Here is a 26,166-nt window from a genome sequence, read left to right as displayed (position 1 = left end):
GTACTTCCAATGTCGCTGCCCGCTTTGCTCGAACAACGTTTGCGCCTGCCCGTGGTGGCAGCGCCGATGTTTCTGATTTCCAACCCGCAACTGGTGCTCGCTTGCTGCCGAAATGGTGTGGTGGGCAGCTTTCCCGCGCTCAATCAACGCGAGAGCAGTGGCTTCAAGGCCTGGCTGGAAGAAATCGAAGCCGGGCTGGCGACACTGGATAACCCTGCGCCTTACGCGGTGAACCTGATCGTTCACAACAGTAACCCGCGCCTGCAAGCGGACCTGGAGATCTGCATCGAGCACAAAGTGCCGATCGTGATTACCAGCCTTGGTGCCGTGAAGGAACTGGTCGATGCCGTCCACGGCTATGGCGGCCTGGTGTTCCACGACGTGACGACCCGTCGTCATGCCGAGAAAGCCGCCGAGGCAGGGGTAGATGGCTTGATCGCCGTAGCGGCGGGGGCCGGTGGACACGCCGGCACCTGGAGCCCGTTCTCGCTGATTGCCGAGATCCGCCAGTTCTTCGACAAGACCCTGCTGCTCGCCGGTTGCCTGAACCACGGTCACGAGATTCTCGCCGCACAATTGCTCGGCGCGGACCTGGCCTACTTCGGTACACGATTCATCGGCACTACCGAAAGTCATGCCCCTGACGCCTACAAGCAGATGTTGCTGACTTCCAGAGCCGCGGACATCGTTCATACTCCAGCAGTGTCGGGCGTACCGGCGAGTTTCATGCGTCAAAGCCTGGAGGCCGCCGGTTTCGACATGGCGGCATTGCAAGGCAAGGGCGAGGTCAACTTCGGCGCCAAGCTCAAGCCGTTGAGCGATGAAGCCAAAGCCTGGAAAACCGTATGGTCCGCAGGTCAGGGCGTCGGCGCAATCGATGACCTGCCGAGTGTCGATCAATTGGTTGCACGTCTGGACGATGAATACCGCAAGGCCCTGGAACGCGCGGCACAGCTGCGCGAGCGCTGGCCGCGCTGACGGGGCAACCCGGCCAGTCGCGCTCGGCTGGCCTTGCACGCCGGCCGCGCAACACTCCATTCGAATTTTTCGCGACAAGGATGCCTCGCAATGAGCGAAAACCGTTACAAGATCGTATTCGACGGCGCTCTGCTGCCCGGTGTCGAGGCCACCACCGCCAAACTCAATCTCGCCCAGCTATTCAAATCCGATGTCGCTGCCATCGAGCGGCTGTTCAGTGGCCGGCCGGTTGCACTCAAACGCGACCTGTCACAGGCCGATGCCCAGACTTATCTGCAGGCGCTGACGAAAACCGGCATCGATGCCCGGATCGAAAGTGAACCCCAGGTCGAACTGAACCTGTCAGATGCGCACGAACACACGCCTGCCAACCCACCTCCATCGACAGATCCGGAATCACCCTATGCACCGCCGCGCGCGGCTGTCGGCGAAGCGCTGCCGGCGTTCGCCCCGCTCAAGGCGTTCAGTTTCGAAGGCCGTATCGGCCGCTTGCGCTATCTGGCCTGGACGATGGTGCTGATGCTGGTGACGCTTGGCATCGGGGCCGTGCTCGGCGTTTTCGGCCTCGCCCTTATCAGCACGGACTCCAGCGCCGGTCTGATTCTCGCAAGCCTGCTGGCCTTTATTCTCATCGTGGTGCTCGGGTTCGTCAGCATCCAGTTCAGCGTCCAGCGTCTGCATGATATCGGCTGGTCCGGCTGGCTCTGGCTGTTGACGCTCGTGCCGTTCGTGGGCAGCTTCTTTCCGTTCGTGATGATGATCATGCCGGGCAACAACACCGCCAATCGCTACGGTGCGCCACCACCGCCCAACAGCGCAGCGGTCAAGGTCCTGTCTGCGCTATGGCTGGTGTTTGTCGCGATCCTGTTGATCGGCGGGCTGACCGGCGGGCTCACTGCGATCCATAGCGAATACGAAAGCGCTACCGAGAGCCGCTACGAAAGTGACTCGGTCACCACCGGGGAGATCGAAGATCAAACCGCTGTGGAAGCAGAGCCTGCACCAAATTCAGCTGACGATGCAGCCGAAGAAGCCCGGCCCCCTGTAGACTCTGCGAAAGAATGAACAGCGCTTCCCGCCCGTGACACCTGCGTCGCGGGCGCGGAGCTGTTGCGATGGAGAATTGCATGACCCGTTACGCTCTGATCACTGGCGCTTCCAGCGGCATCGGCCTGGCAATGGCCGAAGCGCTGGCCCGGCGCGGCCGCAGCCTGATTCTGGTGGCCCGACAGCGTGATCAGCTGGAAAGCATTGCGATCGAACTGACTCAACGTTTTGGCGTGGAAGTGCTATTCCGGGCCTGTGACCTGGGCGAACCGTTGCGCCTGTCCGGGTTTCTGCTGGAACTGGAGGAAGGTGATCGCCAGATCGACCTGTTGGTCAACTGCGCCGGCATGGGCACCTGTGGTCCTTTCCTGGCTCAGGACTGGATGACCGAGCAGGATCTGATCGAGGTGAACATTCTCGCCCTCACCCGCCTGTGTCATGCGGTCGGCAACAGCATGGCCTTGCAGGGTGGCGGGCAGATTCTGAACGTCGCCTCGGTCGCAGCATTCCATCCGGGCCCGTGGATGAGCACTTATTACGCCAGCAAAGCCTATGTGTTGCACTTTTCCGAAGGGTTGCGCGTCGAGTTGAAAAAATGTGCGGTCAAGGTTTCAGTGCTCTGCCCTGGCCCGACTCGCACCGCATTTTTCCGCACCGCGCAACTGGACACCGACAAACTGGTCGACAGCAAACTGCTGATGAGCCCCGAGGAAGTCGCGCTCTATACCGTGCGCGCCCTGGAGAAAAATCGCGCCATCATCATTCCGGGCCGACGCAACCGCTGGCGCGCCTTCCTGCCGCGGCTCGGCTCGCGGTGGCTGACCCGGACAATCGCCGGCATGGTCAACAAGGCCCACTGTCCGCGCTGAATAGTCCTACGGTAAAACACTGGGCTGGCGCATCTCCCATGAGTACACTCAGGCCAGCCCAAACAACGGAGAAACTGCTGTGGATACTCTGTTCACCAAGATCATCAACCGGGAAATCCCGGCGAAGATCATCTACGAGGACGACCAGGTACTGGCCTTCCACGACATCGCCCCACAGGCACCGGTACATTTTCTGGTGATCCCGAAGAAGCCGGTGCGCACCCTGAACGACCTCACCGAGGACGACAAGGCATTGGCCGGGCATATTCTGTTCACAGCCCAACGCCTGGCGCTGGAACTGGGCTGCGAAGAAGGGTTCCGTGTGGTCATGAACTGCAATCCACTGGGCGGGCAGACGGTTTATCACATTCATATGCATGTATTGGGTCAGCGCCAGATGCATTGGCCGCCGGGCTGATACAACACCGTACTCTGTAGGAGCCGGCTTGCTGGCTCCTACAGATCAAGCCTGCGACGCAATGACCCAGCACAAACCTTCACCGGCCGATTGGGTTAAACTGGCCGCCGAGATTCTTCCCGGAGGTCTGCATGACTACCCAACGTCACTACTCGCCGATTGACCGTCTTCTGCTGCAAGCCGACGCTGCAATGCGTACCCTGCTGCCCTCCAGCGGCCAACCGTACCGTCCGTCGCCCGCCATCGTGCAGCCGGATGCGAAAATGAGCGACGAAGACACCCGGCACGTCGCCGGCCTGATGCGCATCAACCATACCGGCGAAGTCTGTGCCCAGGCGTTGTATCAGGGGCAAGCCCTGACCGCCAAACTGCCGCAAGTGCGCACCGCCATGGAACATGCTGCCGAAGAAGAAATCGACCACCTGGTCTGGTGCGAGCAACGCATCCATCAGTTAGGCAGCCACACCAGCATTCTCAATCCACTGTTTTACGGCATGTCGTTCGGGATTGGCGCAGTGGCCGGACTGATCAGCGACAAAGTCAGCCTGGGTTTCGTGGCGGCTACCGAGCATCAAGTCTGCAAGCATCTGAACGAACACCTTGAGCAACTGCCGGCGGAAGATGAAAAATCCCGGGCAATCCTCGAGCAAATGCGCATCGATGAAGAGCAGCATGCTGAGAGTGCACTGGACGCCGGCGGCTTCCGTTTTCCGGCGCCGGTGAAGTTCGGCATGAGCCTGATGGCCAAGGTGATGACCAAGAGTACTTACCGGATCTGACGGTTGCGTTGTTTGATAGGGGGTCTCTTCGCGGGCAAGTCGGATCGCTGCACCGCCGCTTCCACAGGGGTCGTATTTCAGCCAATAAAAAGGCGGCTGCCGTAAGGTAGCCGCCTTTTTATTGCCTCAAGCTACAGGCTGCCATGTTGCGCGGCAATTCAACCGAGCTCGACGATCTCGTATTCGTGGGTGATTTCGACTCCGGCCGCGCCAAGCATGATCGACGCCGAACAATACTTCTCTGCAGACAGCTCAACGGCGCGTTTGACCTGGGCTTCTTTCAGCCCACGGCCTTTGACCACAAAGCGCATGTGGATCTTGGTAAAAACTTTCGGATCCTCGGTCGCGCGTTCGGCGTCGAGGAAGGCTTCGCAGCTTTCAACGGCCTGACGGGACTTCTTGAGGATGCTGACCACGTCGAAATTGCTGCAACCGCCAACACCCAGCAGAAGCATCTCCATTGGCCGGACACCCAGGTTGCGACCGCCGGCTTCGGGCGGACCGTCCATGACCACGACATGACCGCTGCCGGATTCGCCGAGGAACATGGCTTCGCCAGCCCATTGGATGCGTGCCTTCATCGCCAAGACTCCACTGTATAAAAAAGGGTCGCCAGCTTAGCACAGGGCCCTTGATTGACAGCGCCCGCCTTCCTGGGACATAACCTCCCGCGCCGTAGGTAAATGCTCGAATATTGCGGGAAGTGTCTGTTAAGCTGGCGTCAATTAGCTGGCGCATAGCCAGCCTCGTTGCTGACAACAACGATTGCAGGTTTCGCCACCCCCTAGAAAAACCAACCACACCGTGCAGTCTTTTCGGGATAGAACCATGGTTGCTATTGCGCCCACGCCCAAAATCAAGAACCTCGACAAACTGTTGATGCATTGCCAGCGCCATCGTTATCAGGCCAAGACCAATATCATCTGCGCCGGGGATCGCTCGGACACGCTGTTTTTCATCATCAAAGGCTCGGTCACCATCCTGATCGAGGACGACGATGGTCGCGAAATGATCATCGCCTACCTGAACGCCGGGGACTTTTTCGGTGAACTGGGCTTGTTTGAACAGGCCGGCCTGGAACAGGAACGCAGCGCCTGGGTGCGCGCGAAGATAGAATGTGAAGTCGCGGAAATCAGCTATGCGAAATTCCGCGAATTGTCCCGGCAGGATCCGGACATTCTTTACGTACTCAGCGGACAAATTGCCCAACGTTTGCGCAACACCACCCGCAAGGTGGGTGACCTGGCGTTTTTCGATGTGACCGGACGCGTGGCTCGCTGTCTGCTGGAGCTGTGCAAACAGCCAGACGCCATGACCCACCCCGACGGCATGCAGATCAAGGTGACCCGCCAGGAAATCGGGCGGATTGTAGGCTGCTCCCGTGAAATGGTCGGACGGGTGCTCAAGGATCTGGAAGAGCGCAACCTGGTGGACGTCAAAGGCAAGACCATGGTTGTCTTCGGTACGCGCTAAGCCCGGAAAATCAAGCTCGAAAACTCAAACCTGGAAAATCAAGCACCGAGCATCTCAGCCAGCAATTGGCGGTACAGCCCGTCGAGCCGTTCCAGCGCATCCGGGGCGGCGAATTTTTCATGCAGGGCAATGTGGCTCTCGGCGCGAACCCGCTGTTCAAGACCACAGGCTTCATTGAAACGGTTGACCGCCGCGACCATCGACTCGCGCTCGTTATCGAGTAACAAAGCACCGTGTACCAACCCTACCGGACGCGAGCCGCCTTTGCTCTGGCGCCAGCGCTGAGCGGTGCCGACCATCTTGCGTCCATCAAGGTTGACGTTGAAACGGCCATCGCAGAACGCGCCTTTGATTTCACCCAGGGATGAAACACCGCCCAGCTCGTCCAGCAGCTGACAGATCGGATCGCAGAGTCGTCGGTAAGCGGTTTCGATCCGGTTCTGATCACCCTCGCTACGCGGTGGCGCGTAGACCAGTGCGATGTTGATGGTTGATGCCGATTGCGGCACTGGCTCACCGCCGGTTTCACGCAACAACACAGGCCAACCTGCCGCCGCAGACACCTCGCACGCGGCGTCGAACCCGGGCAGACGATTCAATCGGCGCGGCATGACCAGCGCCTTGTCACTGGGTTGCCAGAACAGCAGACCAAATTCCGAGTCACCAGTGCATACATGGGCCAACAGGTCCTGTTCGGCAAGCAGGCCGGTTTCGACGGTTAGAGAGGTTGGATGGAACATGGATGACTCCGTAAGACATGAAGTCTTTGGGGTACTTGATGGCCTCTTCGCGGGCAAGCCCGCTCCTACAGGGGATCGGGTTGCCAGCAAAGATATCGTCAGTCGAGCGTCGAGCCGCTGACAGGTACGCCGCGCTCAGGGAAAAACAGACGCTGCAACTCGGTGCCCGGATTTTCGGCACGCATGAACGCCTCGCCGACCAGGAACGCATACACGTCGCTGATTTCCATCAGTTCGACATCGGCTCGATTGAGAATGCCGCTTTCGGTAATCACCAATCGATCACGCGGGATACGGGGCAACAGATCAAGCGTGGTTTCCAGATTGACGTCAAAGGTGTGCAGGTTGCGGTTGTTGACGCCGACCAGCGGAGTGTCGAGTGTTTTCAACGCCCGTTCCAGCTCGTCCCCATCGTGGACTTCCACCAGCACATCGAGGCCGACGCTTTTGGCCACGGCCGCCAGCTCGGCCATTTTCACGTCATCCAATGCGGAAACGATCAACAGCACGCAGTCAGCGCCCAGGGCACGGGCTTCGACGATCTGATAGGGATCGATCATGAAGTCCTTGCGGATCACCGGCAGTTTGCATGCCGCACGCGCCTGTTGCAGATACGCATCGGCGCCTTGGAAGTAATCGATATCGGTGAGCACCGACAGGCAGGTCGCCCCGCCCCGCTCATAGCTGATGGCAATGTCGGCAGGAACGAAGTTCTCGCGGATCACGCCTTTGCTCGGCGAGGCTTTCTTGATTTCAGCAATGACTGCAGGCTGTTTGAGCTTGGCCTGGTCGATCAATGCCTTGGCAAACCCACGGGGTGCATCGGCCACTTTGGCCAGGCTTTCCAGCTCGGCGAGGCTCACACGAGCACTGCGCTCGGCGACTTCCTCGACTTTGCGGGCCAGAATGTTTTCCAGAACCGTCGGCACACTCATCCCTCATTCTCCACCTTGAATACCGCGGTAAACGCACCCAACTCCTCGAGCTTTTCCCGAGCGAGACCGGTGTGCAGCGCATCGTGCGCCAGGGCAACGCCCTCTTTTAAAGTGCTGGCCAGGTCGGCGGCATACAACGCGGCACCGGCGTTGAGCACGATCATCTCGGCGGCTTTCTGACCGTTTTCGGTCTTGCGCTTGCCCAAGGCATCGCGAATCAGTTCAAGTGACTGGGCCGGACTTTCAACCACCAGACCATACAAGCTCTGGCTCTTTATACCGAGGTCTTCCGGCTGGACCCAGTATTCTGTTATTTCGTCGTTTTTCAGTTCAGCCACATAGGTGGGTGCCGCCAGGCTGAATTCGTCCAAACCGTCCTGGGAATGCACCACCAACACATGTTTGCTGCCCAGGCGCTGCAACACCTCGGCCAAAGGCCGGCACAACGCCTGATTGAACACACCCACTATCTGATGTTTCACCCCGGCCGGATTCGTAAGCGGGCCGAGCATGTTGAACAAGGTACGCAGGCCCAGTTCCCGGCGCGGACCCGCGGCGTATTTCATGGCACTGTGGTGGGTCTGGGCAAACATGAAACCGATGCCGACGTTATCGATGCAGCGTGCCACTTGAACCGGCGTCAGGTTCAGGTAGATCCCTGCGGCCTCCAACAGGTCGGCACTGCCGCTTTTACCCGAGACCGCACGGTTACCGTGCTTCGCCACGGTGCAGCCGGCTGCTGCGACTACAAACGAAGAAGCGGTGGACACGTTGAAGATGTTCGCACCGTCACCGCCGGTACCGACGACATCGACGACGCCGTCCAGCGTCTTGAGTTCGACCTTGTCCGCCAGCTCGCGCATGACCGATACCGCGCCCACGATCTCATCGATGCTCTCGCTCTTCATGCGCATGGCCATCATGAACGCGCCAATCTGCGCGTCGGTGCACTGCCCGGTCATGATTTCGCGCATCACATCGCGCATTTCGTCGGTGCTGAGGTCGAGCTGGTCGACGATCCGGCTCAGGGCTGTCTTGATATTCATTAAAAGTCCTTAGCGCGTGCCGCCGGTTTGTTTGAGGAAGTTGGCAAGCAGCTCGTGGCCCTGTTCGGTCAGGATCGACTCAGGGTGGAACTGCACGCCTTCAATGTTCAATGTCTTATGGCGCAGGCCCATGATCTCGTCCACCGAACCATCTTCGAGCTGGGTCCAGGCAGTCAGCTCGAGGCAGTCCGGCAGGGTTTCGCGCTTGACGATCAACGAGTGATAGCGGGTGACCGTCAGCGGATGATTCAAGCCTTCGAAAACGCCCTTGTCCTCGTGGAACACCGGGCTGGTCTTGCCGTGCATGACGTGCCGGGCGCGCACGACATCCCCGCCAAACGCCTGACCGATGGATTGATGGCCCAGGCAGACACCCAGAATCGGCAGTTTGCCGGCGAAATGCTTGATCGCTTCGATCGAGATGCCGGCTTCAGTCGGGGTGCAAGGGCCGGGGGAGACAACGATCCGCTCCGGGTTGAGCGCTTCGATCTGGGCGATGGTGAGTTCATCGTTGCGCACGACTTTGACCTTTGAGCCGAGCTCTCCAAGGTACTGCACAACGTTGTAGGTAAAAGAGTCGTAGTTATCGATCATCAGCAACATGGCGTTAAGAACCTCTTGAATTCACTGACTTTAATTCAGCCTTCGAAGGATTTACCCGCAGCGTCCTGCGCTTTGTCAGTCGCTGGAATCGCGCAGCAAAGCGGTTTGTCTTGCGGGTAAAAGAAGGCAAAGCGGTAAAGGTCCGGCCGGGCCGGCAGAAGGATTCAGGCGCGCCAACGCCAACGGGCGTGTGCCTTGATGACTTGATCCAGGAGTTTGCTGACGATCAACACGGGGAAGGTCTCATTTATACGTATTGGCACAGTAACTTAGCTGGGCAGAGCGTGCAATATGGGGTGATCGAAGCGCGGTGAAACAATCGAGGGTTCGCGCCGAATGGCAACAGCCTCTATAGTTTTTGGCACTCACGTTTCGCTCACTAAAACAATAAACAAACGGATTTGCCCATGATCAAACCGACGTTGGCGGCACCCCTTGCAGCCTGCTTGCTCGCCATGGCCTGTACCCAGACGATAGCGGCGCCCAACCCCTACTCGAACTTCATCGTCTTCGGCGACAGTCTCAGCGATGCGGGACAATTTACCGATACCGGCGGTCCGGCCGGCGCGACCCAGCGCTATACCAACCGCATCGGGCCGGTCTACTTCGATGGCAGCGGCGAGGTTTACTCCGCCAACTCGACGCAGCTACTGGGAGGAAAACTCGGTTTCTCCCCGGATCAGACGGCTGCTTCCACCTCGGCTGCGCGCGCCAGCGAGGGCCTGCCTGATGGCAACAACTGGGCCGTGGGCGGCTATCGCACCGACCAGATCCTCGATTCGATTACCAATGTATCCGCCACGGGCGAACGCACTCGTCCTGGCTACCTGGCCGCCAACAACCTGCGTGCCGACCCGAATGCGCTGTATTTCCTCTCCGGTGGCGGTAACGATTTCCTCCAGGGCCTGGTGCTCAACCCGGCCCAGGCCGGCGCGGCGGCAGATCGACTGGCAGACAGCGCCCAGGTTTTGCAGACCGCCGGCGCCCAGTACATCATGGTCTGGCTGTTGCCTGACCTGGGTTTGACGCCCGCCATCAACGGCAGTCCCGCACAGCCGGGTATCTCGCTACTGAGCAGCCTCTTCAATCAGCGCCTGGTGACGCGACTCGGGGGCATCGACGCCGAGGTCATCCCGCTTAACGTTCCATCGCTGTTGCAGGAAGCGGTCGCCGATCCGGCACCATTCGGACTGGCCACCGACCAGAACCTGGTTGCCACCTGTTTCAGCGGCAATGGCTGCGTTGAAAACACCGCTTATGGCATCAACAGTTCCACGCCGGACCCGAGCAAACTGATCTACAACGATGGCGTTCACCCGACCGAAACCGGGCAGAAGCTGATTTCCGATTACGCCTACTCCCTGCTGGCAGCACCGTGGGAACTGACGCTGTTGCCGGAAATGGCCCACGCCTCTCTACGTGCGCACCAGGATGAACTGCGCAGCCAATGGCAATCGGACTGGGAAAACTGGCAGGCCGTCGGCCAATGGCGCGCGATTGTCGCAGGCGGCGGCCAGCATCTGGATATCGATGGTCAAATCAGCGGCGCCAGTGCCGATGGCAGTGGAAGCAATCTGAATATTGGCGGCAGCTATCGCCTCAATGAAGCCTGGCGAGTTGGTGTGGCGGCAGGCTTTTATCGGCAGAACCTTGAAGCTGGCAGCAATGATTCGGACTACAAGCTCAACAGCTACCTGGCCACCGCCTTCGCCCAGTTCCAGCAGAACCGCTGGTGGGCCGACGCCGCTTTGACTGGCGGCAAGCTGGACTATGACAATCTCAAGCGCAAATTCGACCTGGGTGCCAGCGAAAGGGCGGAAAAAGGTGATACAGACGGCCACCTTTGGGCCTTCAGCACTCGCCTTGGCTACGATATTGCGCAACCGGGCAGTGAATGGCATTTGTCGCCGTTCATCAGCGCCGATTACGCAAAAGTGGAAGTCGATGGTTACTCGGAAAACGGCGCTCGTTCCACGGCGCTGACTTTTGATGACCAGAAACGCGACTCGAAACGGCTGGGCGCCGGCCTTCAGGGCAAATACCAGATCACCCCGCAGACTCAAGTGTTCGGCGAATACGCTTTCGAGCGCGAATACGAGGATGACACTCAGAAAGTGAACATCGCCCTCAATAGCCTGCCGTCGCTGGACTTCGAGCTCGACGGTTACACACCGCAAAGTCATTTGAATCGCGTGAGCCTGGGGGTTAGCCACAAATTGACAGCTGATCTGGCACTGCGTGGCGGTTACACGTTCCGCAAGTCAGACGATTTTACCCAGCAAGGGCTCAACGTGGGGGTTGTATTGGATTTCTGATCCATTAACTAGCAAGCACAAAAAAACGCGGTGCCCTCACAGGCGCCGCGTTTTTTATGGTGGTGAGGCCTTGTGGGAGCCGGCTCGCGCCCACAAGTTTTGCGTGAACTCAGGCGTCCGGGGTTTGTTCGGCCAGCGCCACCGCACGGAACATCGCGCGGCGTTTGTTCAAGGTCTCTTCCCATTCCAGCGCCGGCACCGAGTCGGCGACAATGCCGCCACCGGCCTGTACATGCAGCTCGCCGTTCTTGATCACCGCGGTGCGGATCGCGATGGCGGTGTCCATGTTGCCGTTCCAGGCGTAGTAACCGACCGCTCCGCCATACACGCCACGCTTGACCGGCTCCAGCTCGTCAATGATTTCCATCGCGCGAATCTTCGGTGCGCCGGACAAGGTGCCCGCCGGCAGAATCGCCCGTAGCGCGTCCATCGCCGTCAGCCCGGCCGTCAGTTGCCCGGTGACGTTGGACACGATGTGCATGACGTTGGAGTAACGCTCGATCACCATCTTTTCGGTAAGTTTCACCGAGCCGATTTCCGAAACGCGACCGGTATCGTTACGGCCCAGGTCGATCAGCATCAAGTGTTCGGCGATTTCCTTGGCGTCGGACAGCAGGTCTTTTTCCAGCGCAACATCCGCCTCTTCATTGGCACCCCGCGGACGGGTGCCGGCGATCGGGCGTACGGTGATCAGATTGTCTTCGACCCGTACCAGCACTTCCGGCGAACTGCCGACAACGTGGAAATCGCCGAAGTTGAAGAAGTACATGTAGGGTGTCGGGTTGAAGCAACGCAACGCCCGGTACAGATCGATCGGCGCAGCCTTGAAGTCGATCGACATGCGTTGGGACGGCACGACCTGCATGCAGTCACCCGCCAGGATGTATTCCTTGATGGTGTCGACGGCTTTTTCGTAATCGTTCTGGGTGAAGCTTGAACGGAATACCGGATCGGCAGACTGCTGTTTACTGAAGTCCAAGCCGCGACGCGGAGCGATCGGTTGACGGAGCTTTTCCAGCAGCGCTTCAAGACGTGCCTGTCCATGTTCGAAAGCATCGTCCTGCGACGGATCGGCCAGGACAATCGCGTGCATCTTGCCAGCGAGGTTGTCGAACACCACCACCGCGTCGGAGACCATCAGCAGAATGTCCGGCACGCCCAGTGGGTCCGGGTTCGGGCATTTGCCCAGACGCTTCTCCACATAACGTACGCAGTCGTACCCGAAGTATCCCACGAGGCCGCCATTGAAACGCGGCAGGCCGGGGATGGTCGGCACGTTGTAACGAGCCTTGAATTCTTCGACGAAGGTCAGCGGGTCTTCAGCCTCATGACTTTCGATCTCGACGCCGTCGTGGGTGATGCTGACGTGATGATCGTGAACCCGCAGCACAGTGCGGCACGGCAACCCAATGATCGAATAACGGCCCCATTTTTCGCCGCCCTGCACCGACTCGAGCAGGTAGGAGTTGGGCTCATCGGCCAGTTTCAGGTAGATCGACAGCGGAGTGTCGAAGTCGGCCAGGGTTTCGCAGGCAAGCGGGATGCGGTTGTAGCCGGCAGCGGCCAAACGCAGGAATTCTTCGCGGATCATGGAGTAGCCTCGTGGTTTGAGGGTCTAACAGTCAGGTATGCAAACGCGCCGGGATGCCGGCCAGGAACAAGTCAGGCGCGCCAACGCCAGCGGGCCAGGGCCTTGATGACTTTCATCCAGAGTTTGCGAGTGACCACCACGATGGGATTTCCGGCAGGAGATTGAACAGCGTCGGGCAACGTTATCCCAGTGGCCAGATCCAGGCAACCGGGAATTAATTTGCGCAGATCGTCGATCACCAGCGCCGGGGATTCTTCCGCAATCGGCCGGCCATGGTTGTAGCCATAACTGAGCGCTACGCATTTGACCCCCGCCGCTTTCGCCGCCAGCACATCGCTGCGCGAATCGCCGACGAACAAGGATTGCGAAGCCGGGATATTGGCCATTTTCATCACGAAGAACAGTGCCGCCGGGTCAGGCTTCTTCTTGGGCAGGGTATCGCCGCCGATGATCCAGCGGAAGTAACGGCCGATCTTCATCTGATCCAGCAGCGGCGCGACGAAACGCTCCGGTTTGTTGGTGATCAATGCCATCTCGACCCCCTGCTTGTGCAGCCATTTCAGGGTATCGCGCACGCCGGGGTAGACCACGGTCAATTCGTGTCCATCCTCGTAAAAGCCGTTGAACAGCTCCAGTGCACGCTCGGCCTCGACCTCATCGACGTTCTCGCCATCGATATGATTGGCCAGGGCACGGCGCACCAGCATGTGCACACCGTTGCCGACCCAGTCGCGTACCGACTCGATCCCGACAGGTGCGCGTCCGAGTTTGAGCAGCATGTTATCCACAGCCGCCGCGAGGTCGGGGACCGAATCGACCAGCGTGCCATCGAGATCGAACATCACCAGCCGCGGCAGAGCTCCCGGGAATAGCTGCTCAAAACCACTCATGGGCGGGTCAGCGCCAGTTCGGAACGCATCTTTTCAATCACCTCTTGGTAATTCGGTGCATTGAAGATCGCCGAGCCGGCGACGAAGGTGTCGGCGCCAGCGGCGGCGATTTCGCGAATGTTGTTCACGTTCACGCCACCGTCGATTTCCAGGCGGATGTCACGACCGGAGGCATCGATCAGTGCCCGCGCTTCACGCAGCTTGTCGAGGGTGCCAGGAATGAACTTCTGCCCGCCGAAGCCCGGGTTGACGCTCATCAGCAAGATCATGTCGACCTTGTCCATCACGTACTTGAGCACGTCCAGCGGTGTCGCCGGATTGAACACCAGCCCCGACTTGCAGCCGCCTTCGCGGATCAATTGCAGTGAGCGGTCGACGTGCTGCGTGGCTTCCGGATGGAAGGTGATGTAAGTCGCGCCGGCCTCGATGAAGTCGCCAACGATGCGGTCCACCGGGCTGACCATCAGGTGCGCATCGATCGGCGCAGTCACGCCGTACTTGCGCAGCGCGGCGCAGACCATCGGACCGATGGTCAGGTTCGGCACGTAATGGTTGTCCATGACATCGAAGTGTACGAAGTCGGCGCCGGCGGCCAGGACGTTGTCCACTTCCTCACCCAGGCGGGCGAAATCGGCGGAGAGAATCGACGGAGCAATGACGAAGGGCTGCATGACGCACCTTTACTGAGCAAAATCACGATGGCGCGCATTGTATACCTCATGCTTTGAAGCGCGCACCGTGACGCGATAATCAGTAGGCCGCCCGGTAGATTTTCTCGATATCGACGGCGCTCGATTTGCGCATTGCCCCTTGTAGGAGCCGGCTTGCTGGCGAATGGCATAACGCGATGTGTCAGGTGAACCGCGTTGTGTCGTTCGCCAGCAAGCCGGCTCCTACAGGGATATAACCACCTGTGTCAGACTTGGGCCGTACGCAGTTTTTCGCTGCGGCCACGCAGCCATTCCAACGTCAGCAACAGGATCACCGAGAAGGCAATCAGCAGCGTCGCGGCGGCGGCAATGGTCGGGCTGAGGTTTTCGCGGATACCGCTGAACATCTGCCGTGGCAGGGTCGCTTGCTCAGGACCGGCAAGGAACAGCGTCACCACCACTTCATCGAACGAAGTGGCGAAGGCGAACAATGCCCCCGAGATCACGCCCGGCGCGATCAACGGCAAGGTCACCCGCCGAAACGCCGTCAGCGGTGAAGCCCCCAGGCTTGCAGCTGCCCGCACCAGGTTGTGGTTGAACCCCTGCAAGGTCGCCGACACCGTGATGATTACAAACGGCACACCCAACACTGCGTGCACCACGATCAATGAGAAGAAGCTGTTGCCCAGGCCCAGCGGCGCAAAGAACAGATAGCTGGCGACACCGATGATCACCACCGGCACCACCATCGGCGAAATTACCAGGGCCATCACCAACGCCTTGCCGGGAAAGTCGCCCCGAGTCAGGCCAATTGCTGCCAGCGTACCGAAGATCATCGCCAGCACCGTGGCCGCCGGGGCGACGATGATGCTGTTTTTCAGCGCCCGCATCCATTCCGCCGACGCGAAAAAGTCGTGATACCACTGCAGCGAGAAGCCTTGCAGCGGGTACACCAGGAAACTCCCTGAGTTGAAAGACAGCGGAATGATCACCAGCACCGGCAAAATCAGGAACAACAGGATCAAGCCGCAGAGAATCCGCAAGCTGTAGAACCACACCCGCTCGATGGGCGACATATAAGGACTCAGCATTTCGTTCTCCCCTTAGCTCAGGCGCAGGCGACTGGCGCCCACCAGCCAGTTGTAAATCAGATACAGCACCACGGTCGCCAACAGCAGCAGCCCTCCAAGCGCGGTCGCCATGCCCCAGTTGATGCTGGTGTTGGTGTAGAAGGCGACGAAGTAACTGACCATCTGATCGTTCGGGCTGCCCAGCAAGGCCGGGGTGATGTAGTAGCCGATGGCGAGGATGAACACCAACAGGCAACCGGCGCCGACACCGGCATAGGTCTGCGGGAAGTACACCCGCCAGAAGCTGGCGAACGGGTGGCAACCCAGGGAAATCGCGGCGCGCATATAAGTCGGCGAGATGCCTTTCATCACGCTGTAGATCGGCAGGATCATGAACGGCAGCAGGATGTGCACCATCGAGATGTAGACCCCGGTGCGGTTGAACACCAGCTCCAGCGGTTTATCGATGATGCCCATGGCCATCAGGCCGCTGTTGATCAGGCCGCCCGATTGCAGCAGCACGATCCACGCGGCGACCCGCACCAGAATCGAGGTCCAGAACGGCAGCAGCACCAGAATCATCAGCAGGTTGCTTTGCCGCGATGGCAGGTTCGCCAGCAGATAGGCCAATGGATAAGCCAGCACCAGGCAGATCACGGTGATGATCAGGCCCATCCAGAAGGTCCGGGCAAAAATGTCTAGATAGATGGCCTGGTCGGGCGTGGCGGGGGCGATTTCGCCGAGGTCGTCGACCCGGTGGTCCACCGCCGCCAGCAGGTAGTACGGCGTAATGCTGCTGGTGTTACGGCGTACGGCTTGCCAGTAGGCGGGGTCGCCCCAGCGCTCGTCGAGACCTTCCAGCGCTTCTTTATAAGAGGCCGGCTCGGTGGCGAACGGCAAGGCGCGTGCGGTTTTGGTCAGCAGGCTGCGATAGCCGGCCAACTCCATGTTCAAGCGCTTGGACAGGTCGCCCAAGGTCTGATTCTTGCGGGCTTCGGCCAGGTCTTCGCTGGCCGCCTTGTAAACCGGTTCAGCGGGCAGGCCGCGGCCGTCCCAACTGGCGATGGCCGCCACGGTGCGCGGCATGCCGCCGACCACTTCCGGGTTACCGACGCTTTTGTAGAGCAGCGCCACGATCGGCACCAGGAACACCAGCAGCAGAAACAGCACCAGCGGCGCGATCAAGGCCTGGGCCTTCCAGCGGTTGATCCGCTCGGCATGCTTGAGCCGCTGCTTCAAGGTGGGGTCTGTGCCCGCGTTCAGGGGAATGGCGGTGGCCATGGCGTACTCCGGAAATCTTTGATCGTTACAGAGGTGGCCTCACAAACTGTAGAACCACCTCTGTTTCTGTTTACAACCCGCTACCTGTAGGAGCGAGGCTTGCCCGCGAAGACGTCAGCACATTCAACATCAATGTTGACTGACACGCCGCCTTCGCGGGCAAGCCTCGCTCCTACAGGAGTGGATAAGCCCACGGGGTGGTCTTATTTTGCTGCCCAGGAATTGAAGCGCTGCTCCAGTTGCTCGCCGTTGTCAGCCCAGAAGCTGACGTCGATCTGCACCTGGTTGGCGATGTTTTCCGGGGTGGTCGGCATGTCTTTCAGGACATCCTTGGCCAGCAACGGTACGGCTTGAATGTTGGCCGGGCCGTAAGCGATGTTTTCCGAGTAGGTCTTCTGCCGCTGCGGCGCCACCGAGAACGCGATGAATTTCTTCGCCGCTTCAGCGCGTGCTTTATCCAGACCTTTAGGGATGGCCCATGCGTCGAAGTCGTAGATACCGCCGTTCCACACGACTTTCAGGTTGCTTTCTTTCTGCACGGCAGCGATCCGGCCGTTGTAGGCCGAGCTCATGACCACGTCACCGGAAGCGAGGTATTGCGGCGGTTGTGCGCCGGCTTCCCACCACTGGATGCTTGGCTTGAGCTCATCGAGCTTCTTGAACGCGCGGTCCTGACCGTCCTTGCCGGCCAGTACTTTGTAGACGTCTTTCGGCGCAACGCCGTCGGCCATCAGTGCGAACTCCAGGGTGTACTTGGCGCCCTTGCGCAGGCCGCGCTTGCCCGGGAATTTTTTTGTATCCCAGAAATCCACCCAGCTGGTCGGTGCGGACTTCAGCTTGTCGGCGTTGTAGGCCAGCACGGTCGACCACACAAAGAAGCCCACGCCGCACGGCTGGATAGCGCCTTTGACGTAGTCTTCATTTTTGCCGAACAGTGCGGGATCGAGTTGCTCGAACATGTCTTCGTCGCAGCCACGGGACAGTTCCGGCGATTCAACTTCCACCAGGTCCCAGGACACGCTCTTGGTGTCGACCATGGCCTTGACCTTGGCCATCTCGCCGTTGTACTCGCCTGCCACGATCTTGCCGTTGCCTGCCGCTTCCCACGGTGCGTAGAAGGCTTTGACCTGCGCCGCCTTGTTCGCCCCGCCAAAGGACACCACGGTCAGGTCCGGGCCCGCCGCCATCGCGTGTGCCGCACCGATCATGCCCATGACCAAAGCGGTGAATTTCAGGGATCTCAACATTTATTGTTCTCTCCACGTGCAGGGTTGGTGTTGTTGAAGCAGGGGGCGATCAATGCGCCTCTAGAAGCGGGTCGAGCGCGCGAACGTGTTCGACCTGCCAGCCGAGCGGTACCACGTCGCCAACCGCCAACTCGGGATCGAGCTCGGCAATCGGTTGTTTCACGAAGAAGTCGGTCTTGCCGCAGACTTCCAGGCGAACCCGGACGTGGTCGCCCAGATAGATGAATTCCGCCACCCTCCCCGAGAAGCGGTTGACGCAGGATTCGCTCGAACCATTGAGGCTCACGCGTTCCGGGCGAATCGACAGCGTGACGGGTTCGCCGGTCTTGCCGACATTGACTGCCAGGGCTTCAACCTTTTCACCGCGACCGAGTTCGACGACGCAGCGGTCGCCGGTGTGGCTGTGCAAGCGGCCATTGAGACGGTTGTTCTCGCCGATGAAGTTGGCGACGAAGGTGTTTTTCGGTTCCTCATAGAGGGAGCGCGGCGGCGCGATCTGCTGGATTTCGCCCTGGTGGAACACCGCCACACGGTCGGACATGGTCAGGGCTTCACCCTGGTCGTGGGTCACGTAGACCACCGTTACGCCCAGGCGCTGGTGCAGGTGTTTGATTTCCATCTGCATGTGTTCGCGCAGTTGTTTGTCCAGCGCGCCGAGGGGTTCGTCCATCAGTACCAGTTGCGGTTCGAACACCAAGGCACGGGCCAGGGCCACACGCTGCTGTTGACCGCCAGACAGTTGCGCCGGATAACGCTGGGCGAACATGTCGAGCTGAACCATGCTCAAGACGCGTTTGACCCGGTCGCTGACATCGCTCTTGTTCAAGCCGCGAACGGTCAGCGGGAACGCCAGGTTCTCGGCAACCGTCATGTGCGGGAACAACGCGTAGTTCTGGAACACCATGCCGATGTCGCGCTTGTGCGGCGGCACGTTGTTGATGGAACGCCCGGCCAGGAGGATTTCACCTGCGGTCGGTGTTTCGAAGCCGGCGAGCATCATCAGGCTGGTGGTCTTGCCGGAGCCGGACGGCCCGAGCAAGGTGAGGAATTCGCCTTTGCGAATGTCCAGGTTGAGGTCTTTGACGATCAGGTTCTCGCCGTCGTAGCTCTTTTGCACTCCACGAAAGCTGACCAGAATGTCGCTGGCCCCTGCGCTTGAATCGACCTGGCTCATACCCACACCTTTGTTGTTGATGACTGCTGTGGACTAAGCCTAGTGGACGACGGTGACCACGCAAATCGGGGTGCAGGAGAGAATGGCCTCAGCCGGATGGAAGGTTGGGGGTAGGGATTGCCCTACAAGGATGGCGGGGATGGGTATGTCGATGATCGATAGCGACAAGCGATGCACTGCAAGCCGCACGGGCAGGCAAAGCCGGGTTTGCGGACATGTCGCAAATGGACATGCCTATGCGGTCCCTTGCCGGCGAAGGCGCCCTTGAGCCTGGTGCAGGATTCGAAGACGCCTTCGCCGGCAAGCCGGCTCCTACAGAGGACCGCGTACACATTCAGAGGAGCTTGTGCTCCATGGCGTACTTCACCAGTTCGGCCAGGGAGGTGATGTTGAGTTTCTGCATCAGCCGCGCCTTGTGGGTGCTGATGGTCTTGCTGCTCAAGGCCAGTTGCTGGGCGATGTCGTTGACGTTGGCGCCTTGTGCCAGGCGTTCGAACACTGAAAATTCGCGTTCGGACAGCAAGGAGTGCAACGGCCGCGAATCGGTAAGCCCGACTTCGAAGACCATGCGATCGGCCAGGTCCGGATCAATATAACGCCCGCCCGCCGCGACTTTGCGGATCGCTGTCAGCAGCAGGGCCGGATCGCTGTCCTTGGTTGCGTAACCGGCGGCGCCGACCTTCAACGCCCGGGCGGCCATTTGTGCTTCGTCGTGCATCGACAACACCAGAATCGCCGGTGGATTGTTCAGTGCGCGAATCCGCGGAATGGCTTCCAGGCCATTGACCCCGGGCATGGAGATATCCAGCAACACCACTTCGCAGGGAACATGACGCAAGGTGTCGAGCAACTGCTCGCCATTGCTCGCCTCCCCTACCACTAGAAGGTCCTTGGCCAGGCCGATCAACTGCTTGATGCCTTCGCGGACGATGGTGTGGTCTTCGGCTACCAGTACACGGATCACGTTCTTCTCCAGATTCAAGATCATTCGACTTGCTCGCGAAGGCGTCAGTACAGACGCCACACAGACCTCAGGCTTCGCCCACCGGCACTCGCACACTCAAGGTCGTGCCTTCCCCCGGCTCACTTTCAAGCGACAACTGACCGCCCATGATCAACACCCGCTCGCGCATGCCGACCACACCAAAGGATGTCGACCTGCCCGTGGCGGGGACGAATCCTACGCCATCATCACTGACCGTCAGGCACAACTCGTCGCCTTCCAGCGTCAATGTCAGTTCGACAGTATGCGCCCGGGCATGACGCATGACATTGGTCAGCGCTTCCTGGAGGATGCGGAACAAGCCGATCGCCTTGGCATCGCTGAGCACTGGCAGATTGTCCGGCACCTGCACCAGACACGGAATCTGTGTGCGCGCCTCAAAACGGCGGGCCTGCCACTCGATGGCCGATGCAATCCCGGCATCAAGAATCGGTGGGCGCAGCGCCGTCGCCACATCACGCACCAGTTGGAACAGTTGAGCGATCAAGCGTTTCATGCTGTTCAAGCGTTCGTTCAGACCGGGATCGAGCTGGGCATAGGCCAGTTCGCACATGGACGTTTCCAGCTTCAATACGGTCAACATCTGACCCAGCTCGTCATGAACTTCCCGGGCGATGTGGGCCTTTTCCTCCTCCCGTACACTCTCCAGGTGAGCGGACAACTCACGCAATTGCCCCCGGGAGCTGGCCAGTTCCAGCTCGATGCGTTTGCTCTCGCTGATGTCCCAGACAATGCCGTCCCAGACATAGGCACCGTCTTCGAGGCGGCGAGTGATGGCCTTGATTTCGGCCCAGCGCTGCTCGCCCGAACGGGTGAGAATCCGTCCTTGCCACGACCAGTCGCTGTCGGTGTCCAGCGCATGGTCCTGGGTCTGGTGATAGCTGGCCTTGTCGTCCGGATGCACCAGACTGCGCAGGCCTTTGTCGCGATGAGCCAGGGTGGCCGGCGAGTAACCCACCAGGCTCTCGCTGCCTTCACTGATGTAGGCAAAGTCGATCTGTCCGGTCACCGGCGCACGCTCCAGCCGGAAGACCAGCCCCGGAACATTGGCGGCGATCCCTTGCAGTCGCGCTTCGCTTTCCTGCAGCGCAGCCAGGGCACGGCGGCGTTCGGTGACATCATTGAGGTAAACCACCAGGTATTCACCGTCGCGAAAACGCAGGAAGCTCAACGAAACATCCGCTGGCAGAACGCTGCCATCGGCGCGCACACAATTGGTTTCGAAACTTTGCGGGCCTTCCTCGCTGGCCCGGGCGCGTTTCCACAGGTTCAGCCAACGGTCCATGTGCAGGCCCGGCTCAAAGTCGATCAACGGTCTGTCGATGATCCCGCCCGCCGGATAGCCCAACATGGTTTCGGCCGCGCGGTTGGCGTAGCGCACATGGCTGTCCCAGTTCACCCAGAGAATGCCGACGGTGCTCTGGTCGATGGAAAATTGAGTGAGGCGCAGGGCTTCTTCGCTGGCGGCACGCAGGGCAATGTCTTCGCGCGCGGCCAGCAACCGTTGCTCCAGACTGCGCTGCTGCCGACGTTGCCAGAACACGATGGCCATGCTGCTCAGCATCAACACGGTCAACAGCAGAGAGAGGTTTTGCCAGAAACCCGGTGATTCGGTCAGCCGCGGGTATTTGGGTTGCAGCCATTGACTGTGCAACTGCTCCAGGTCCTTGGCCGGGATCGCCCGCAATGCGCTTTCGACGATTGCGGCCAGCTCCGGCCAGTCCCGGCGCGTGGCCACCCGCAGCAGTTGCGGCAGGCCAATGTCACCGACCACGACCAGTGCGGCGAACTCCGGCTCGGCGGACAGGCGCCCCAGTTGCGCTTCATCGACCACGGCGTAGCTGGCTTGCTGACTCAACAACAGTTGCAATGCCTGGCGCTCGATCGGTACGCCCTGGAGGTTCAAATGCGGGTAATTGCCGCGCAGGTAATCGGCCGTGGCGCTGGGCATGCGCACGGCGACGCGGGTCTGGCTGTCGAGTTTTTCCAGTTCCACTGTGCCGGTGCTTTTCTGGTCACTGACCACCAGTTGCGGTACCCGCATGTACGGATCGGAAAACTGCCAGAGACGCAGACCGCCAGGGGTTTGACTCAGCCCTGGCGCGATATCGATTGCCCCTTCACGGGCAGCGGCCTCCAGCTGCGCAAGGTCGGAAAAGTGACGCCAGCTCAGTTCGACCTTGAGCGACCTGGCCAGCCATTGCATCAGCTCGACGTTAACGCCCGACAAGCGCTGCAAACGGCGATCGTATTGGGCGTAAGGCACTTGCAGCAACAGTCCGACGCGCAACTCGCGATGCTGGGTCAGCCATTGCTGCTGGTCCGTGGACAATGGCGTGACGTGCGCTGGAGGCACGGACGCCGCCCAGTTCATTGAGGGGAACCACAAACAGCCGATAACCCAAAGGCAGCGAAAACGCATCATTGAAGTCTCACACACTGACAAATACTGACCAACCCATTAGGCTGCGGAATCACTTCTGGCCTGGACTACCCGATGCTCCCTGTCTACCGCCTGGCACTGCCAGCATTGTGCCTGTCGCTGATCCTGCCTTGCGTCTTTTCCGTCGAGGCGGCCGACCCGGCTTCCAGCGCAGGGAAAACCGCAGAAGAAAAACCGCCTGAGCGCGCGCCGTTGCTTGAGCGTAGCCAGGAAGATGCGACCGCCCTTGTAAGACAGGTCCCGGTCCAGGAGCAGCAACAACTGCAAGCCGGGGCCGATACCTTTCTGGCCCTGTGGAAACCGGCCAATACCGCCAGCCCCAAAGGCGCGGTGATTATCATCCCGGGCGCTGGCGAAACCGTTGACTGGCCGCAAGCAATCGCTCCATTGCGGCGCACATTGCCGGACGCCGAGTGGAGCAGCCTGAGTATCACCTTGCCGGACCCGCAAAGCGATGCTATTGCGCCACGTATCGCTGAAATGCCGCCAACGCTCAAAGCGCCCGAAACCGGCAGCAAGGATGCCACCACTGCCGCGCCCATCGAGCAAGCGGTCGGCGGCGAAGCGGAGATGGCGGACAAGGCGATCGTCGAAACCACCGAGGAACGGGCTGGGGCTGACGCCGAACGAATCTTCGCCCGCATCGATGCGGCCATTGCCTACGCTGAACAGCAAAGCGCCCGCAGCATCGTTGTATTGGGTCATGGCACCGGCGCTTATTGGGCCGCGCGTTACCTGAGCGAAAAACAGCCCCCGCAGGTCGAAAAGCTGGTGATGATCGCCGCCCGGACGCCGGTAAGCACGAAACCCGGACTGGCTGAACTCACACCCACATTGCAGCTGCCTGTGGCGGACATCTTCTATATGGATAAGCCGATGGATCGCAACGCGGCGCTGGAACGCTTGCAGGCGAGCAAACGCTTGAAGGCTTCGGGTTTCAGCCAGGTATCGCTCAAGGCCTTGCCGGGTAACAGCAAGGCTGAGCAGGAGCAGCTGGTTCGTCGGGTTCGGGGGTGGTTGAACCCTCAGCCTGAGGAAAACCAATAGACCGAATCGCCCTAGCGAAAATCCCGCCGCTCACGAATCAAGGTGTAGGCCGTCTGTAGCTCACGGGTTTTGTCGGTCGCCTCACGCACCTGCAACGCCGTCGCCCCACTGCCGGCGATCTTGTCCGGATGATGGCGGCTGAGCAGGCGTCGATACGCGCGCTTGATCTGCGCCGGCTCGCTGGTGGCGGACACGCCCAATAGCCGCAAAGCCTCTTGATAGGTCACCGCGCTGCTGACCAACGGACGTTTCTGCGGTTCATAGTCGCTGGCCAGCGCTTGCACCTGTTGCCGGGTCCAGCCCAGCCATTTGCCCCACTGGGCTACCAGCTCAAGCTCCCCCACACCGGCGCGGCCATCGGCCCAGATCATCCGCCAGCAGGCGCGCAAGACGCCTTCGGCCGCATGGGGTTGAGCACTCAAGCGACGCATATGACCGCGCAACCGGTCATGCCCCGACTTGCCCCGATTGAATGCCGCAATCGCACGGCGTTGTGCCGATTCGGTCATTTCCAGCGAGCGCATCTCCTGGCGCGCCTGCTGGATGTGGCCATCCACCACCCGCCCATCGCACTTGGCCAACCGTCCCAGTAACACGAACAACAGTTCATCGTTGCGCAGCGGCGGCCGGCCGCCGAGCTTTTCTCGCAAATGCGCCCAGCCCTGCAGTTGCAGGCGCCGATCCAGCGCCTGCCCCAACAAGGCGCCGAGCATGGCCCCCGGAATGCTGGCAATGGCATAGCCCACTCCGGCTCCAATCAGAGTCCCTGGCCACAGCATGTCAGCGTCTCGCTTCTATCAGAGTGTCCACTTCGGCCAGACGCTCGTGGGTGCCGACATCCACCCAGACCCCGTTCAGGTGCTCGCCGGTCACTTGCCCGTCTGCCATGGCGGTGCGTAGCAGCGGCGCGAGCTTGAAGGCCCCTGCCACGCAACCGGCGAACAGCTGCGGGTGCAACACCGCGATGCCGCTGTAGGTCAGGGTGGCAGAGCCTGGTTGACCGTCATGCACCTGTCCGTCGATCAAATTGAAGTCCCCGACCGGGTGATGGGCCGGGTTGTCTGCCAGCACCAGATGAGCCAGCCCGGCAATAGGCCGATGCAACACGCTGAAGTCGTAATCGGTCCAGATGTCACCGTTGACCACTAAGAAGGCTTCATTCCCCAGCAACGGCAACGCGCGCAAGATTCCGCCGCCGGTTTCGAGCGGCTCACCTTCCGGCGAATACTGGATACTCACGCCATACCGCGAGCCGTCGCCCAGATAATCTTCAATCTGCTGGCCGAGCCAGGCGTGATTGATCACGATCTCGGTAAAACCGGCGACGGCCAGCGCGCGCAGGTGATACTCGATCAGCGGCACCCCGCCGGCACGAACCAGCGGCTTTGGCGTGGTCAGGGTCAACGGGCGCATGCGCTCGCCTTTGCCTGCCGCCAGAATCATCGCCTTCATGCATTCGCTCCAGCGCGCAGACTGGCCAGCAATACACCCAGCTCAGCCAGTTCGGGACGGCGCGCGACCACGGCCTCTATATAAGCAAAGAAGCGCGGCACATCCTCCAGGTAACGCGGCTTGCCGTCGCGATGGCAGATCCGGGCGAAGATGCCGATCACTTTCAAGTGACGCTGCACGCCCATCAGGTCGCTGGCGCGCAGGAAATCCTCGAAGTCCGGCTGAACCGGGATCCCCAGCTCGCCCGCTTGGCGCCAGTAGTCTTCCAGCCAGGCGTGTACACGCTCCTCGGGCCAACTGAGGAATGCATCCTTGAACAGACAGGTCACGTCGTAAGTCACCGGGCCATAGACCGCGTCCTGGAAATCCAGCACCCCCGGATTCGGCTCGCTGAGCATCAGGTTGCGCGGCATGTAATCGCGGTGCACCAGAACCTTGGGCTGGGCCAGCGCGCTTTCGATCAGCAACTCGCTGACTTGCTGCCAGAGCATTTGCTGAGCGGGGTCGAACTCGATGCCCAACTCGCACTTCACGTACCATTCCGGAAACAATTCCAGCTCGCGTCGCAACAAGGCCACGTCATAACTCGGCAGCGGTGCGACCATCGGCAACTGCTGAAAAGCCAGCAGCGCCTGCACGGCGTCCTGGAACAAATCGTCGGCATTTTCGCTGTCGATCACGTCCAGGTACGTCTTGTTGCCCAAGTCATTGAGCAACAGAAATCCACGCTCGAGGTCTTCGGCATGGATTTTCGGCACATTTATTCCGGATTTGCCCAACAGGAAAGCAATATCCACGAAGGGTTTGCAGTTTTCCCGGGGCGGTGGAGCGTCCATCACGATAAAGCTTCGACCCTCGCCTTCCCAGCGAAAGTAGCGCCGGAAACTCGCGTCGCTACTGGCTGCGGTCAACGTGGCCGGGGGCACGGTTCCCCAGCCTTGTTCTGCAAAGAGAATCGGCAACTGCTCATCGAGCCAAACTTTCAGGTGTTGCAAACGTACATCTTGGTCAGGCATTGCAAGGGTCTCCGACGGCGCTAGCCGTCAAGCGGGTCATGCTTTATTATCCAGCATCTTTTTCAGACCATCGAGAGGCGTGCGGCCCACACCGCGGGC

General features: G+C 60.1%; 25 protein-coding genes. 8 read left to right on the top strand and 17 right to left on the bottom strand.

Features of this window, described 5'->3' with window-relative positions:
- Positions 1-9: 9 nt before the first annotated feature.
- The 5 genes from F8N96_RS27265 to coq7 all read left to right on the top strand — a co-directional run bounded on the left by F8N96_RS27265 (position 10) and on the right by coq7 (position 4,091).
- Positions 10-978, top strand: coding sequence for an NAD(P)H-dependent flavin oxidoreductase (locus F8N96_RS27265; protein WP_150800428.1), 969 nt, complete (start codon positions 10-12; stop codon positions 976-978).
- A 90-nt stretch (positions 979-1,068) separates the two neighbouring features.
- Positions 1,069-2,043, top strand: a complete 975-nt coding sequence (locus F8N96_RS27260) for a DUF805 domain-containing protein (protein ID WP_150800427.1) — start codon at positions 1,069-1,071, stop codon at positions 2,041-2,043.
- Positions 2,044-2,105: 62 nt separating this feature from the next.
- Positions 2,106-2,894 carry an SDR family NAD(P)-dependent oxidoreductase gene (locus F8N96_RS27255; protein WP_150800426.1) on the top strand — a complete coding sequence of 263 codons (789 nt, stop codon included), beginning with the start codon at positions 2,106-2,108 and terminating at the stop codon, positions 2,892-2,894.
- Positions 2,895-2,973: 79 nt separating this feature from the next.
- Positions 2,974-3,312, top strand: coding sequence for a histidine triad nucleotide-binding protein (locus F8N96_RS27250; protein WP_150800425.1), 339 nt, complete (start codon positions 2,974-2,976; stop codon positions 3,310-3,312).
- 131 nt (positions 3,313-3,443) lie between these two features.
- Entirely contained in the window at positions 3,444-4,091 is a 648-nt protein-coding gene (gene coq7, locus F8N96_RS27245) for a 2-polyprenyl-3-methyl-6-methoxy-1,4-benzoquinone monooxygenase (protein ID WP_150800424.1), read from the top strand.
- A gap of 158 nt (positions 4,092-4,249) precedes the next feature.
- On the opposite strand, the gene F8N96_RS27240 is transcribed toward coq7, so the two are convergent.
- Complete coding sequence (locus F8N96_RS27240) at positions 4,250-4,672, bottom strand: OsmC family protein (RefSeq protein ID WP_150768031.1); 423 nt, start codon at positions 4,670-4,672, stop codon at positions 4,250-4,252.
- Between the two features lie 247 nt (positions 4,673-4,919).
- On the opposite strand from F8N96_RS27240, the gene crp reads away from it, so the two are divergent.
- A complete protein-coding gene (gene crp, locus F8N96_RS27235) occupies positions 4,920-5,564 on the top strand; it encodes a cAMP-activated global transcriptional regulator CRP (protein ID WP_150800423.1) in 645 nt (214 codons plus the stop codon).
- Between the two features lie 38 nt (positions 5,565-5,602).
- Here crp and F8N96_RS27230 read toward each other — a convergent pair whose 3' ends face one another.
- The 4 genes from F8N96_RS27230 to F8N96_RS27215 form a co-directional block, all read right to left on the bottom strand.
- Entirely contained in the window at positions 5,603-6,304 is a 702-nt protein-coding gene (locus tag F8N96_RS27230; RefSeq protein ID WP_150800422.1) for a biotin/lipoate A/B protein ligase family protein, read from the bottom strand.
- 98 nt (positions 6,305-6,402) lie between these two features.
- Complete coding sequence (trpC, locus tag F8N96_RS27225) at positions 6,403-7,239, bottom strand: indole-3-glycerol phosphate synthase TrpC (RefSeq protein ID WP_150768034.1); 837 nt, start codon at positions 7,237-7,239, stop codon at positions 6,403-6,405.
- On the bottom strand, positions 7,236-8,285 hold the full coding sequence (trpD, locus tag F8N96_RS27220) for an anthranilate phosphoribosyltransferase (RefSeq protein ID WP_150800421.1): 1,050 nt from the start codon (positions 8,283-8,285) through the stop codon (positions 7,236-7,238). The genes trpC and trpD overlap by 4 nt, the downstream gene beginning before the upstream one ends.
- Positions 8,286-8,294: 9 nt before the next feature.
- The gene (locus F8N96_RS27215; RefSeq protein WP_150800420.1) at positions 8,295-8,888 is read right to left on the bottom strand and encodes an aminodeoxychorismate/anthranilate synthase component II; all 594 of its coding nucleotides are present in this window, start codon (positions 8,886-8,888) and stop codon (positions 8,295-8,297) included.
- 407 nt (positions 8,889-9,295) lie between these two features.
- On the opposite strand from F8N96_RS27215, the gene estP reads away from it, so the two are divergent.
- Entirely contained in the window at positions 9,296-11,203 is a 1,908-nt protein-coding gene (gene estP, locus F8N96_RS27210) for an esterase EstP (RefSeq protein WP_150800419.1), read from the top strand.
- A 109-nt stretch (positions 11,204-11,312) separates the two neighbouring features.
- On the opposite strand, the gene trpE is transcribed toward estP, so the two are convergent.
- The 9 genes from trpE to F8N96_RS27165 form a co-directional block, all read right to left on the bottom strand.
- Positions 11,313-12,794, bottom strand: coding sequence for an anthranilate synthase component I (gene trpE, locus F8N96_RS27205; RefSeq protein WP_150800418.1), 1,482 nt, complete (start codon positions 12,792-12,794; stop codon positions 11,313-11,315).
- A 71-nt stretch (positions 12,795-12,865) separates the two neighbouring features.
- Positions 12,866-13,684, bottom strand: coding sequence for a phosphoglycolate phosphatase (locus F8N96_RS27200; RefSeq protein WP_150800417.1), 819 nt, complete (start codon positions 13,682-13,684; stop codon positions 12,866-12,868).
- Positions 13,681-14,355 carry a ribulose-phosphate 3-epimerase gene (gene rpe, locus F8N96_RS27195; RefSeq protein WP_028621492.1) on the bottom strand — a complete coding sequence of 225 codons (675 nt, stop codon included), beginning with the start codon at positions 14,353-14,355 and terminating at the stop codon, positions 13,681-13,683. The genes F8N96_RS27200 and rpe overlap by 4 nt, the downstream gene beginning before the upstream one ends.
- 245 nt (positions 14,356-14,600) lie before the next feature.
- A complete protein-coding gene (locus tag F8N96_RS27190; protein ID WP_008084123.1) occupies positions 14,601-15,425 on the bottom strand; it encodes an ABC transporter permease in 825 nt (274 codons plus the stop codon).
- Between the two features lie 12 nt (positions 15,426-15,437).
- On the bottom strand, positions 15,438-16,685 hold the full coding sequence (locus tag F8N96_RS27185) for an ABC transporter permease (RefSeq protein WP_150800416.1): 1,248 nt from the start codon (positions 16,683-16,685) through the stop codon (positions 15,438-15,440).
- A 203-nt stretch (positions 16,686-16,888) separates the two neighbouring features.
- Entirely contained in the window at positions 16,889-17,932 is a 1,044-nt protein-coding gene (locus tag F8N96_RS27180) for an ABC transporter substrate-binding protein (RefSeq protein WP_150800415.1), read from the bottom strand.
- A gap of 49 nt (positions 17,933-17,981) precedes the next feature.
- The gene (locus tag F8N96_RS27175) at positions 17,982-19,106 is read right to left on the bottom strand and encodes an ABC transporter ATP-binding protein (RefSeq protein WP_150768000.1); all 1,125 of its coding nucleotides are present in this window, start codon (positions 19,104-19,106) and stop codon (positions 17,982-17,984) included.
- A gap of 334 nt (positions 19,107-19,440) precedes the next feature.
- Positions 19,441-20,094, bottom strand: coding sequence for a response regulator transcription factor (locus F8N96_RS27170; RefSeq protein ID WP_191630825.1), 654 nt, complete (start codon positions 20,092-20,094; stop codon positions 19,441-19,443).
- 43 nt (positions 20,095-20,137) lie between these two features.
- Positions 20,138-22,534, bottom strand: a complete 2,397-nt coding sequence (locus F8N96_RS27165; protein WP_150800414.1) for a PAS domain S-box protein — start codon at positions 22,532-22,534, stop codon at positions 20,138-20,140.
- A 72-nt stretch (positions 22,535-22,606) separates the two neighbouring features.
- Between F8N96_RS27165 and F8N96_RS27160 the strand changes: the two genes are divergently transcribed.
- On the top strand, positions 22,607-23,599 hold the full coding sequence (locus tag F8N96_RS27160) for an alpha/beta hydrolase family protein (protein ID WP_150800413.1): 993 nt from the start codon (positions 22,607-22,609) through the stop codon (positions 23,597-23,599).
- An 11-nt stretch (positions 23,600-23,610) separates the two neighbouring features.
- Here F8N96_RS27160 and F8N96_RS27155 read toward each other — a convergent pair whose 3' ends face one another.
- From F8N96_RS27155 to F8N96_RS27145, 3 genes are read right to left on the bottom strand one after another with little or no spacing between them, the layout of a single operon-like run.
- Complete coding sequence (locus F8N96_RS27155) at positions 23,611-24,378, bottom strand: DnaJ domain-containing protein (RefSeq protein ID WP_150800412.1); 768 nt, start codon at positions 24,376-24,378, stop codon at positions 23,611-23,613.
- Position 24,379: 1 nt separating this feature from the next.
- Positions 24,380-25,051, bottom strand: a complete 672-nt coding sequence (gene murU, locus F8N96_RS27150; RefSeq protein ID WP_150800411.1) for an N-acetylmuramate alpha-1-phosphate uridylyltransferase MurU — start codon at positions 25,049-25,051, stop codon at positions 24,380-24,382.
- Positions 25,048-26,067, bottom strand: a complete 1,020-nt coding sequence (locus F8N96_RS27145; protein ID WP_150800410.1) for an aminoglycoside phosphotransferase family protein — start codon at positions 26,065-26,067, stop codon at positions 25,048-25,050. Before F8N96_RS27145 ends, murU begins: the two co-directional genes overlap by 4 nt.
- Positions 26,068-26,166: the final 99 nt, after the last annotated feature.

The sequence above is a fragment of the Pseudomonas fluorescens genome (assembly GCF_902497855.1).
GTDB classification, from domain to species: Bacteria; Pseudomonadota; Gammaproteobacteria; order Pseudomonadales; family Pseudomonadaceae; genus Aquipseudomonas; species Aquipseudomonas fluorescens_BI.
The sequence above is the reverse complement of the archived record's forward strand: the minus strand, read 5'-3'. Positions and strand labels throughout refer to the sequence as shown.